This window comes from Rhodococcus sp. IEGM 1354 (assembly GCF_030056855.1).
Lineage (GTDB): Bacteria > Actinomycetota > Actinomycetes > Mycobacteriales > Mycobacteriaceae > Rhodococcoides.
Window position 1 is genome coordinate 1 of the sequence record NZ_JASHKT010000005.1, and the last position, 11,370, is coordinate 11,370.

11 protein-coding genes are annotated in these 11,370 nt (G+C 64.6%); 8 read left to right on the forward strand and 3 right to left on the reverse strand.

Annotated elements, in window-relative coordinates; genetic code table 11:
* Nucleotides 1-286: alcohol dehydrogenase catalytic domain-containing protein (locus tag QM588_RS12105; protein ID WP_283313595.1), on the reverse strand; the 286-nt coding region annotated here is incomplete at its 3' end.
* A 164-nt stretch (nucleotides 287-450) separates the two neighbouring features.
* On the opposite strand from QM588_RS12105, the gene sthA reads away from it, so the two are divergent.
* The 7 genes from sthA to QM588_RS12140 all read left to right on the forward strand — a co-directional run bounded on the left by sthA (nucleotide 451) and on the right by QM588_RS12140 (nucleotide 9,191).
* Nucleotides 451-1,866 carry a Si-specific NAD(P)(+) transhydrogenase gene (gene sthA, locus QM588_RS12110; protein WP_283313597.1) on the forward strand — a complete coding sequence of 472 codons (1,416 nt, stop codon included), beginning with the start codon at nucleotides 451-453 and terminating at the stop codon, nucleotides 1,864-1,866.
* A gap of 181 nt (nucleotides 1,867-2,047) precedes the next feature.
* Entirely contained in the window at nucleotides 2,048-2,992 is a 945-nt protein-coding gene (locus tag QM588_RS12115) for a proteasome assembly chaperone family protein (protein ID WP_027496868.1), read from the forward strand.
* A gap of 225 nt (nucleotides 2,993-3,217) precedes the next feature.
* Entirely contained in the window at nucleotides 3,218-4,258 is a 1,041-nt protein-coding gene (locus tag QM588_RS12120) for an alpha/beta fold hydrolase (RefSeq protein WP_283313600.1), read from the forward strand.
* Between the two features lie 65 nt (nucleotides 4,259-4,323).
* Nucleotides 4,324-6,840, forward strand: coding sequence for a DEAD/DEAH box helicase (locus tag QM588_RS12125; RefSeq protein ID WP_283313601.1), 2,517 nt, complete (start codon nucleotides 4,324-4,326; stop codon nucleotides 6,838-6,840).
* 451 nt (nucleotides 6,841-7,291) lie between these two features.
* On the forward strand, nucleotides 7,292-7,879 hold the full coding sequence (locus tag QM588_RS12130) for a peroxiredoxin (RefSeq protein WP_283313602.1): 588 nt from the start codon (nucleotides 7,292-7,294) through the stop codon (nucleotides 7,877-7,879).
* A 1-nt stretch (nucleotide 7,880) separates the two neighbouring features.
* Nucleotides 7,881-8,420, forward strand: coding sequence for a carboxymuconolactone decarboxylase family protein (locus QM588_RS12135; RefSeq protein ID WP_283313604.1), 540 nt, complete (start codon nucleotides 7,881-7,883; stop codon nucleotides 8,418-8,420).
* Nucleotides 8,421-8,516: 96 nt separating this feature from the next.
* On the forward strand, nucleotides 8,517-9,191 hold the full coding sequence (locus QM588_RS12140; protein ID WP_283313605.1) for a PhzF family phenazine biosynthesis protein: 675 nt from the start codon (nucleotides 8,517-8,519) through the stop codon (nucleotides 9,189-9,191).
* Here QM588_RS12140 and QM588_RS12145 read toward each other — a convergent pair.
* Nucleotides 9,181-9,855, reverse strand: a complete 675-nt coding sequence (locus QM588_RS12145; protein WP_283313607.1) for a hypothetical protein — start codon at nucleotides 9,853-9,855, stop codon at nucleotides 9,181-9,183. The genes QM588_RS12140 and QM588_RS12145 overlap by 11 nt on opposite strands.
* Before the next feature lie 37 nt (nucleotides 9,856-9,892).
* On the opposite strand from QM588_RS12145, the gene QM588_RS12150 reads away from it, so the two are divergent.
* Nucleotides 9,893-10,123, forward strand: coding sequence for a hypothetical protein (locus tag QM588_RS12150; protein ID WP_027496860.1), 231 nt, complete (start codon nucleotides 9,893-9,895; stop codon nucleotides 10,121-10,123).
* Here QM588_RS12150 and QM588_RS12155 read toward each other — a convergent pair.
* A complete protein-coding gene (locus QM588_RS12155) occupies nucleotides 10,107-11,366 on the reverse strand; it encodes an aminotransferase family protein (RefSeq protein ID WP_283313610.1) in 1,260 nt (419 codons plus the stop codon). The genes QM588_RS12150 and QM588_RS12155 overlap by 17 nt on opposite strands.
* Between the last annotated feature and the right edge of the window lie 4 nt (nucleotides 11,367-11,370).

An 11,370-nucleotide genomic window follows, 5' to 3' on the forward strand; every position in this document is an offset into this window, starting at 1 on the left:
ATTCCCCGCACACCGCCCGCCAGTTCAGCACCACGAAGTCGCCGACCTCGACATGAGTCACGGCGTCACCGATCGCTTCGACGGTGCCCGCGGCTTCGTGGCCGAGCAGGAACGGGAACTCGTCGTTGATACCGCCCTCGCGGTAATGCAGATCGGTATGACACACCCCGCACGCGGCGATGGTGACCACGACATCGTTCGGGCCGGGATCGGGAATGGTGATCGTCTCGATCGAGACGGGCTCGCCCTTGCTCTTGGCAACGACGGCGCGGACCTGCTGCGGCATGTATTCCTCCACTGAAAATCGTGTGTTGCGTGCTCGGTTCAGCCTCGCACAACGCATCCTCACGTGGCGACATCTGCATTCGTTCGGTGGAACGAGCCGCGGAATTCACACGCCCGTGACCGAGCGGGCACACAGTCTTCTCGTGCGAGCGGTACCTATGAACGATGTCTGCACCCATGGAATACGACCTGGTGGTCATCGGCTCGGGTCCCGGCGGCCAGAAGGCCGCGATCGCCGCCGCGAAGCTCGGCAAGCGAGTGGCGCTCGTGGAGAAGGGCCACATGCTCGGCGGCGTGTGCGTCAACACCGGAACCATTCCGTCCAAGACACTTCGGGAAGCCGTTCTCTATCTGACGGGGATGAATCAGAGAGAGCTGTACGGCGCCAGCTATCGCGTCAAGGCCGACATCACTCCCGCCGACCTGCTGGCCCGAACCCAGCACGTGATCGGCAAAGAGATCGAGGTGGTGCGCTCGCAACTGCTCCGCAACCGCATCGAGCTGATCACCGGTGTCGGTAAGTTTCTGGATGCACACACCATCGTCGTCGAGGACGAGGCCCGGGGCGAGCGCATCACGGTCTCGGCCGCCAACGTGGTGATCGCCACCGGCACCGCTCCGGCGCGACCCGCCGACGTCGCATTCGACGACTACCGGGTGCTGGACTCCGACGGCATTCTGAACTTGGAGTTCATCCCGGCGTCGATGGTCGTCGTGGGTGCCGGCGTGATCGGGATCGAGTACGCCTCGATGTTCGCCGCCCTGGGCACCAAGGTGACCGTCGTCGAGAAACGCGATTCGATGCTCGACTTCTGCGATCGCGAGATCATCGAATCCCTGCAGTTCCACCTCCGCGATCTCGCGGTGACGTTCCGCTTCGGTGAAGCAGTCACGGCGGTGGACGTCGGGCCGAACGGCACGGTGACGACCCTTGCCAGCGGCAAACGCATCCCGGCGGAGACGGTGATGTACTCGGCGGGTCGCCAGGGGTTGACCACGGCCCTCGAACTCGAGAACGCGGGCCTCGAAGCCGACGCCCGTGGGCGCATCTTCGTCGACGAGCATTTTCAGACCAAGGTGGACCACATCTATGCCGTCGGCGACGTCATCGGGTTTCCGGCGCTGGCGGCGACGTCGATGGATCAGGGCAGGTTGGCGGCCTATCACGCGTTCGGGGAGCCGAGCGCGCAGCTCACCGATGTCCAACCGATCGGCATCTACTCCATCCCCGAGGTCTCGTACGTCGGCGCGACCGAGGTGGATCTGACGAAGGGATCCATTCCGTACGAGGTGGGTGTGTCGCGATACCGCGAACTTGCCCGTGGCCAGATCGCCGGGGACTCGTACGGGATGCTCAAGCTGCTCGTCTCCACCGAGGACCGTTCGATTCTCGGCGTGCACATCTTCGGATCGGGAGCCACGGATCTGGTGCACATCGGTCAGGCCGTCATGGGATGCGGCGGCACCGTCGACTATCTGGTCGATGCCGTCTTCAACTACCCGACGTTGTCCGAGGCATACAAGGTCGCCGCGCTGGACGTCACCAACAAGATCCGCGCCCTGGCACATTTCGACCGCTGATGCGTCGACCCGGGAAGCGAATCGCCCATCGGGAATGAACGACGGTTCCGCGGTTGTTCTGTCGGGTAGTGATTCACCATGATCGACGTCGGCGTGTATGCGGCTCGAGCCGACGGTCCGCGTATTCTGACCCGATGCTCGCGTCGAGGCATCGACGAGTCGATCCGAAAGGGGCCCGGCCATGACCGAACAGTCGAAGATGTACGAGCTGGAATTTCCGGCACCGCAGATTTTTTCGAACGACGGAGTCGGGCCTGTGCTCGTGCACGGGCTGGAAGGATTCTCCGACGCCGGGCATGCCGTGAAGCTGGCGACGACCCATCTGCGGGAGAGTCTCGAAACCGAGCTGGTGGCGTCTTTCGATGTCGACGAGTTGATCGACTACCGGTCTCGTCGGCCCACCATGACGTTCAAGTCCGATCATTTCTCGGATTACGACGCTCCCGAGCTCAACCTGTATGCCGTCAAGGACAACGTCGGGACCCCCTTCCTTCTTCTCGCAGGCATGGAGCCAGATCTGCGATGGGAGAAGTTCACGACGGCAGTGCGCCTCCTTGCCGAGCAGCTCGGAGTGCGGCGCACGATTGGTCTCGGCTCCATCCCGATGGCCATTCCGCACACGCGCCCGCTCGGCGTGACCGCGCACGCAAGCGACAGGGCGTTGGTCAAGGAAGGCAACAGCTGGGCAGGCGAGCTGCAGGTGCCCGGTAGTGCGTCGTCTTTGCTCGAACTACGGATGGCACAGCACGGCCACGAATCGATGGGGTTCTCGGTACACGTCCCGCACTACCTCGCGCAGACGGACTACCCGGGGGCTGCGGAAACACTGCTCGAGAACGTCGGTGAGGCCGCCGAGCTCGATCTGCCGCTGGCGGCGTTGGGCGAGGCCGCGGCTCGCGTCCGAGAGCAGGTCAACGAGCACATCACCGGAAACGAGGAAGTGCAGTCGGTCGTACAGGCGCTCGAGCGCCAGTACGACACGTATGTCGCCGCGCAGGAACAACAGTCGACGCTGTTGGCCAGTGACGAGCCGCTCCCCAGCGGCGACGAACTGGGTGCCGAGTTCGAGCGGTTCCTGGCCGAGCAGGCCGGCCTCGACGACGGGGACGGTCAGGCACCTCGGTAATTGTGGAGCTGGTCACAGCGAAATCGACGGGATCTGGTCATTTGCGACAGCCCCGGCGGATCGCAACATACCTGTAACCCGCAATACGCCCGATGCTCTGCCCTGAGCGCGATCTCGTGCGAGAGTCGTAGCAACACACAACCGTCGTCTGTGTTGCTGCGCTCTCGTGTGCAGCGGCGCCGCACTGCGCCCTACGTCGGCGCACCAGGGAATCAGGAGGCGCGAATGTCCACTACTCCGCGCAGTCGTAAGCTCCGGCCGGTTCCCGACGAGGAACCGAGGCTGATCTTTCGGACCATTCACGGCTATCGGCGGGCCTTCCGCATGGCCGGTGAAGGCCCTGTACTGCTGCTGATCCACGGGATCGGTGACAATTCCGAGACGTGGAACGAGGTGATCCCGCACCTCGCCAAGAGTTACACGGTCATCGCCCCCGATCTCCTCGGCCACGGCCGCTCCGACAAACCGCGGGCCGACTACTCCGTTGCCGCGTACGCCAACGGTATGCGCGATCTGTTGTCCGTCCTGGGCATCGAGCACGTCACCGTGGTGGGCCACTCGCTCGGCGGCGGGGTGGCGATGCAGTTCGCCTATCAGTTCCCGCACATGGTCGATCGCCTCGCGTTGGTGTCCTCGGGCGGAGTGACCAAGGACGTGCACCCCCTTCTGCGACTGGCGTCGATGCCGTTCCTCTCCGAGGCGGTGAAGCTGCTGCGTTTGCCGGGCGCGATACCGGCGGTCAAGCTGGCCGGCGGCCTGTTGAGCAAACTGCACAGCTCCCCACTGCGACCGGGGTCGATGCTGCACGACACCCCCGATCTGATCCGGGTGCTGAGCGAACTGCCTGCGCCGACGACGTACGAGGCCTACCTACGGACGTTGCGTGCCGTCGTGGACTGGCGTGGCCAGGTGGTCACGATGCTGGACCGCTGTTATCTCACCGAAAATTTGCCGGTGCTGCTGGTGTGGGGTGAGCAGGACTCGGTGATCCCGGTGGCCCACGCCCGGCTGGCTCATTCCGCCATGCCCGGTTCGAAGCTGGAAGTGTTCGTCAATTCCGGACACTTCCCGTTTCGCGACGATCCGATGCGCTTCCTTCAGGTCCTCGAGGACTTCATCGACTCGACTCCCTCGCTCAGTTTCGACGAGGTGCGCTGGCGCAACCTGCTCATCACCGGCGTGGGCGAGGACATGATCAGCGGCAGCTCGAGCACCAGGATGGCCGTGCTCGGGGCCATGGGCTCGGACGAGCGGAGTGCGACCTGACGCCTCCGTCGCAGGCGTTCGGTGTCGATTCGGGAACCGCCGTCACCGACACATAGCCTGTAGAGGTGCTCCTCACCGAACTGATACCCGACGTTTCCGCCGCCACCTCCGACGGCGTGGACCCGGACGTCCTGTTCGACACGTTCACCACCTGGGCCGCGGACCGGGGCCTGACGCTGTATCCCGCGCAGGAAGAGGCGCTGATCGAGCTGGTGTCGGGATCCAATGTCATCCTGGCCACGCCGACCGGTTCCGGAAAGTCCATGGTCGCCATCGGTGCCCACTTCGCGGCCATGGCCGCAGGCATCCGCAGTTTCTACACCGCGCCGATCAAGGCGCTCGTCAGCGAGAAGTTCTTCGCCCTGTGCGAGATCTTCGGAGCGCAAAACGTAGGCATGATGACCGGCGACGCGTCGGTCAATTCCGGTGCGCCCATCATCTGCGCCACTGCCGAGATCGTCGCCAACCTGGCACTGCGGCAGGGTGCAGACTCCGACATCGGCCAAGTGATCATGGACGAGTTCCACTACTACTCCGAGCCGGACCGGGGGTGGGCCTGGCAGGTACCTCTGATCGAACTGCCGAACGCCCAGTTCCTGCTCATGTCGGCGACGTTGGGAGACGTCTCGTTCTTCCGCGACGATCTGACCCGACGTACCGGCCGCACGACCACCGTCGTCTCCGGTACCGAGCGGCCTGTCCCGTTGATGTTCTCTTATGTCACCACCCCGATCGGCGAAACGATCGAGGAGCTGGTGCAGACGCACCTGGCGCCGGTGTACGTCGTGCACTTCACGCAGGCAGCGGCACTCGAACGCGCTCAGGCCCTGACGAGCATCAACGTCGCGTCCAAGCAGGAGAAGGCCGCGATAGCCGAGGCCATCGGCAATTTCCGCTTCACCACCGGCTTCGGGTCGACGCTGTCCAGACTGGTTCGTCACGGTATCGGGGTGCATCACGCGGGCATGCTCCCCAAGTACCGCAGGCTGGTGGAGAAACTGGCGCAGGACGGTCTGCTGAAGGTGATCTGCGGAACCGATACGTTGGGTGTGGGGATCAACGTTCCCATCAGGACCGTGCTGTTCACCGGACTCACCAAGTACGACGGCATCAGAACACGCAAACTTCGGGCGCGTGAGTTCCATCAGATCGCGGGACGCGCGGGCCGCGCGGGGTACGACACCCTCGGTACCGTCGTGGTCGAGGCACCCGAGCACGACATCGAGAATGCGCGACTCGTGGCCAAAGCCGGTGACGACCCGAAGAAGCTCAAGCGGGTACAGCGCAAGCGGGCACCCGACGGGTTCGTCTCGTGGGGCGAGCCGACGTTCGAGCGGATCATCGCGGCGAGCCCGGAGCCGTTGACTTCCCGGTTCTCGGTCAGCAATGCCATGTTGCTCAATGTGATTGCGCGACCGGGCAATTGCTTCCATGCGATGCGTCATCTGCTCGAGGACAACCACGAGACCCGGCCGGCTCAGCGCAAGCACATCCTGCGGGCCCTGTCGCTGTACCGCGGCCTGGTGGAGGCCGGAATCGTCGAACAGTTGGACGAGCCGGACGCGGACGGTCGCCATGCCAGGCTGACGGTGGACCTGCAGCCGGACTTCGCGCTCAATCAGCCGTTGTCGACGTTCGCGGTGGCCTCGTTCGAGTTGCTCGACGTCGACTCCCCCACCCACGCGCTCGACGTGGTGTCGATCATCGAGTCGACGCTCGACGATCCTCGCCAGGTGTTGATGGCGCAGCAACATGCCGCACGCGGCGAAGCGGTGGCCCAGATGAAGGCCGACGGCATCGAGTACGACGAGCGGATGGAACTCCTCGAAGAGGTCACCTGGCCGAAACCCCTTGCCGAACTACTCGTTCCGGCCTTCGAGATCTACCGCGGGTCTCACCCGTGGCTCTCCGAGGTGGGCCTGTCGCCCAAGTCCGTCGTCCGCGACATGGTCGAGCGCGCGATGACCTTCGCGGAGCTGATCAGTCACTACGGCCTCATGCGCTCGGAGGGCCTGGTGCTGCGATACCTGGCCGACGCGTACCGCACTCTGCGCCAGACGGTTCCGCCGGAATCGCGCACCGAGGAGGTGCAGGACATCACCGAGTGGCTGGGCGAGCTGGTTAGGCAAGTCGATTCCAGCCTGCTCGACGAGTGGGAGAACCTGACCGATCCCGGTGCCGAACCGGAAGCCCTCGTCGAGGCGTACGGGTCCGATGCGCCGCGTCCGATCTCGGCGAATCCGCGGGCTTTCCGAATCCTGGCCCGCAACGCGATCTTTCGGAGGGTCGATCTGGCGGCGCGCCGTCAGTGGAACGCGCTCGACGACCTGGACGACGGGCCGGACTGGGAGGAGGAATTGGAGCCGTTCTTCGCCGAGTACGGGTTCATCGGCACCGGCCCCTCGGCTCGCGGGCCGGCGCTGTTCACCCTGAACGTCGGTGCCGAATCCACGACGGTTCGCCAAGTACTCGAAGATCCGGACGGCGACCACGGCTGGTCACTCGATGCCGTCATCGACCTCGCCGAGTCCGACGCGGCCGGAGAAATCGTGTTCGACGAGATCGTTGTCACGCCCGGCTGATGCGTGCGCCTCGTGCGCGAGAAGGATTGCCAGCGCGGCGAACTCGGTCATCAGCAACCCGTTGCGCGCGCTCTCGAACCGAATTGCGCTGCGCGGCAACGGTCGCGGTGCGTCCGCCGAGTACACGATCGGGCGGTACGACGAGGACGGCAAGCTCTGTGCACACGGTTGATCGGACAGGTTCCAGGTGCTCCACGGCTCGATACGGCGCCGGGATCAATTGCGTTGCTGCCGTTTCGAAGTGGCGATAGCGCGCGGCGCAGATGCGGCGGCGGCCGACAGCTCCGATCGGATACGTCTGTCGGTCCAGTGCCACTCGTCACGTTTACCTTTCGGGCCATTTTTGGCACACTCGTCCAAGTCGGTCGAGCTCGTGCGGCTGCACGGTCGCCGCCGAGCCGAACCGCTTCCCGACGGAACCGACGCGATCATTTCGACACGAGGAGACCACATGGCACTGTTGACAATCGGCGACCAGTTCCCCGCATACAATCTCACCGCCGTCATCGGCGGCGACCTGTCCAAGGTGAACGCGCAGCAGCCCGACGACTACTTCACCAGCGTCACCAGCGACGACCACGCCGGAAAGTGGCGCATCGTCTTCTTCTGGCCCAAGGACTTCACGTTCGTGTGCCCCACCGAGATCGCAGCATTCGGCAAGCTCAACGACGAGTTCGAAGATCGTGACGCGCAGGTCCTCGGTGCCTCCGTCGACAACGAATTCGTGCACTTCCAGTGGCGCGCGCAGCACGACGAGCTCAAGACGCTCCCCTTCCCGATGCTCTCGGATCTCAAGCGCGAATTGGCCGCTGCCACCGGTGTTCTCAATGCCGACGGCGTCGCCGACCGGGCCACCTTCATCGTGGACCCGAACAACGAGATCCAGTTCGTCTCGGTCACCGCCGGATCGGTCGGTCGAAACGTGGACGAGGTTCTTCGAGTACTGGACGCACTGCAGTCCGACGAGCTGTGTGCCTGCAATTGGAAGAAGGGCGATCCCACCATCGACGCCGGCGAACTACTGACGGCGAGCGTCTGACATGTCGATCGACAATTTGAAGAACGCCGTCCCCGAATACGCGAAGGACCTGAAGCTCAACCTCGGTTCGATCGTGCGGTCCACCGTGCTCAACGAGCAACAGCTTTGGGGCACATTGCTTTCGGTGGCCGCCGCGTCGAAGTCCGCGACCACGTTGAAGGAAATCGCCGAGGACGCCGCCGACTCGTTGTCGGCCGAGGCGTACAACGCCGCTCTGGGTGCCGCGTCGATCATGGGCATGAACAACGTCTTCTACCGCACCAAGGGCTACCTGGACGGAAAGTACGACGATCTACGCGCCGGCTTGCGTATGAACATCATCGGCAACCCTGGCGTCGAGAAAGCCGATTTCGAGCTGTGGTCGCTTGCGGTCTCGGCCGTCAACGGATGCAACCACTGCCTCGAGGCGCACGAGAAGACTCTGCGCGCCGAGGGCGTCGACCGCGAGAAGATCTTCGAGGCTATTCGCGCCGCATCGATCGTCGCGGGTGTCGCTCAGGCCGTCGAGGCCGGCCGCGTACTCGACGGTGCCTCCGTCTGAGGTTTCGCTGGACAGGTCGACACGGGGATCCGCTGCGGCGGGTCCCCGTTCGTCGTCGATCGTGACGCCTCGACGACGTATTGGTAACGTCCCCGCATGGCTATCGAAGTGTCCGTCGTCCGAGTGTTCACCGATGCCGACGGCAGGTTCGGCAATCCACTGGGCATCGTCGACGCGCGCGCTGTCGGTGAGAGCGACAGGCAGGATGTTGCCACCCGGTTGGGTTTCAGCGAGACGGTCTTTGTCGATCGCTCGTCACCCGGTACCGCGTCGGCCACGATCTACACCCCGGCGACGCAGCTCCCGTTCGCCGGACATCCGACGGTCGGATTGTCGTGGTGGCTTCGCAACAGCGGACACTCGGTGCAGACGCTCACCGTCCCCGCTGCCACGCTCGACATCCGCTACGACGGCGAGCTCACCTGGGTGCGTGCACGCGCCGTGTGGACTCCGCAGTTCACGTTTCATCAGGTCCACGACGCAGCCGAGGTGGCAGCGGCAGATCCGAACGCTTACGACAGTGGCCACCACTATGTCTGGGCCTGGACCGACGAGCAGCGCGCCGAATTGTGCTCGCGCATGTTCGCGCCGATGATGGGAATCGCCGAGGACGAGGCAACAGGTGCTGCCGCCGTCCGGCTCACTGCCGAGCTCGGTCGGGGCCTGAACATCGTCCAGGGTGCGGGGTCTGAGCTGTGGACCACCGTCGACGAGGACGGGTGGGTGGAGCTCGGGGGCAGAAGCGTCGACGACGACTCGATCACGGTGTGACGGGCACGTCCACTTCGATTTCCTCACCCAGACGCACCCCTTCCGCCAGTGGCAGACGGTCGCCGCTCCAGAACTTTCCTGGATCGAACCAGTTGGCTTTCTTGTTTCCCGTCAACAGACCCATCGAGTCGTAGGTCATCGCAACAACTTCGGCGCAGTACGCGGTTTCGAGCGCAGCGCTCTCCTGCGCGTTCCTCCGGAGCGCCGGCACGCGTCCACGGAACCACCGACCGGCGAGCGCCGCGGTGGTCGGAAAAGCCGTTCCGTCCATCCGCGCGATGGTGCGAAGCAGCGCGTCTTCCTGCTCCTTCGTCACGGCCGGAGTGGAGCCTGGGGAACGACCGGCGTATCCGTCCAATTGCCGCAGCCAACAACGCTGTTGATACCGCTGGGCCCAGTGCGTGACGGCAGCGCGTAGGTCGTGCAGCTGCACTCCACGCTGGAAGTTTCCGGTCCACATGTCCTGCAACGACTTTCCGAGCTCTGCATGCCACATCAGCGGCGGCAGGTCGTCCAGAACGACGGCCATACCGACGTGATTGACCGGGCTGTTCGTCAGAGCCTGAATTGCGCGGTCCGCCGAAGAATGGCCACGGAAGATCCAGATGTCGCCGGTTCTGGTGGCATCCACAGCGGTATCGAGGCTGATTCGCGACGGATTCATGGACCAACCCTAGATCTCGTGGCGGTACGGTTGCCGCATGAACGTCTGGAAAGCTCTCGGTCTCGCCGGGATGGCCGGGGTTGCGGCCACCGGGGCGTTGGTGGTGCGGTCCGAGCGCAAGCGGCGCGCGTATGCGCCCGACGAAGTGCGCGATCAGCTGCACCGGCGGTTCGCCGCAATCTCCGCTGAGCCGGAACCCGAACCTGCTCCCCCGCTCTCGCGGGGGAAGCAGCTGTTGAGCAGACTCCGGTTCAGCCGAGCGCACTGAGGATGCGCGAGGCCATATCCTCGATCTCGGCGTCGGTCATGACGAACGCCGGCGAGATCTGCATTGCACCCTGTCCGGCCGCGCGGCCCGAAACACCATGAGCTCTCAACGTTTTCACGAACGGTAATGCCTCCGCCGGGTCGGCGAGCTGAACGGCAGCGACAGCGCCGATGCCGCTGCGGACTTCCGCGACCCGATCGTGGTCGGCCAGGGGCGCGAGGTGGGTGTGCAGTGCGGCTTCGATGCGCTTGGAGTGACTCAGCAGGTCCTCGCGCTCGATGATGTCGAGATTGGCCATCGCTGCGGCGGCGGCACCTGCGTGGCCACCGTAGGTGTAGCCGTGACGCCACCAGACTCCGCCTGCGAAGAACGGTTCGGCGATCTTCGGAGCGATGAACACGGCACCCATCGGGACGTAGCCCGACGTCAACCCCTTGGCGGTCGTCATCAGGTCGGGTTCGAGCTCGAAGCGGGTGGAGGCGAACCAACTACCGCCGATACGGCCGAATCCGGTCACCACTTCGTCGGCGACGAACAGCACGTCGTTGTCGCGGCAGATCTGCCGCACCTCGCGCAGGTAGCCCTCGGGCGGCAAGTAGATTCCACCCGCTCCGATCACCGGTTCACAGAAGAAGGCTGCGACGTTCTCGGCTCCGACCTCTTCGATCAGCGCAAGAAGCGATTTCGCGTCGTCCCACGCCACCGTCCTGGCGTCGGGCATCAGCTCGCCGTAGTGCTCCTTGTTGACCGGGATACCGGCCAGCGCGGTGCCGGCGACGTGCATGCCGTGGTACGCCTTCTGCCGTCCGACGATGATCTTCTTGGACGGCTGTCCCATTTCGACCCAGTAGCGGCGCGCAAGCTTCGCGGCGGTGTCGATGGAGTCCGATCCACCCGAGGTGAAGAAGATCTTGCTGCCCGGCACCGGTGCGATGGCGGCGAGCCGATCGGCCAGTGCCAGCGTGGTCTCGGGCACGAAGTCGCCGAAATTCGAGTAGTGGGCAATCGAGCTCAGCTGCGCGGCAACGGCGTCGGCGATCTCGCGGCGGCCGTGACCGACGTTGGTGAACCACAGGCCGGCGGTGGCGTCGAGGTACCGGTTGCCCTCGTTGTCGAAGATGTACGCACCCTCGCCTCGCGAGACGACGAACGGCCCATTGGCGGTGACGTTGCCCATGTCGGCGAAGCCGTGCCACAGCGCGGAGGTGTGTGTGGAGGCGGCTGGATCCAGGTCGGAAGACATGCGC

What these genes read in the sequence shown, in the direction of transcription:
- sthA (WP_283313597.1), top strand. Translation starts at nt 451, where the DNA reads ATGTCTGCACCCATGGAATACGACCTGGTGGTCATCGGCTCGGGTCCC.
- QM588_RS12115 (WP_027496868.1), top strand. Translation starts at nt 2,048, where the DNA reads ATGACCGAACAGTCGAAGATGTACGAGCTGGAATTTCCGGCACCGCAG.
- QM588_RS12120 (WP_283313600.1), top strand. Translation starts at nt 3,218, where the DNA reads ATGTCCACTACTCCGCGCAGTCGTAAGCTCCGGCCGGTTCCCGACGAG.
- QM588_RS12130 (WP_283313602.1), top strand. Translation starts at nt 7,292, where the DNA reads ATGGCACTGTTGACAATCGGCGACCAGTTCCCCGCATACAATCTCACC.
- QM588_RS12135 (WP_283313604.1), top strand. Translation starts at nt 7,881, where the DNA reads ATGTCGATCGACAATTTGAAGAACGCCGTCCCCGAATACGCGAAGGAC.
- QM588_RS12140 (WP_283313605.1), top strand. Translation starts at nt 8,517, where the DNA reads ATGGCTATCGAAGTGTCCGTCGTCCGAGTGTTCACCGATGCCGACGGC.
- QM588_RS12145 (WP_283313607.1), bottom strand. Translation starts at nt 9,855, where the DNA reads ATGAATCCGTCGCGAATCAGCCTCGATACCGCTGTGGATGCCACCAGA.
- QM588_RS12150 (WP_027496860.1), top strand. Translation starts at nt 9,893, where the DNA reads ATGAACGTCTGGAAAGCTCTCGGTCTCGCCGGGATGGCCGGGGTTGCG.
- QM588_RS12155 (WP_283313610.1), bottom strand. Translation starts at nt 11,366, where the DNA reads ATGTCTTCCGACCTGGATCCAGCCGCCTCCACACACACCTCCGCGCTG.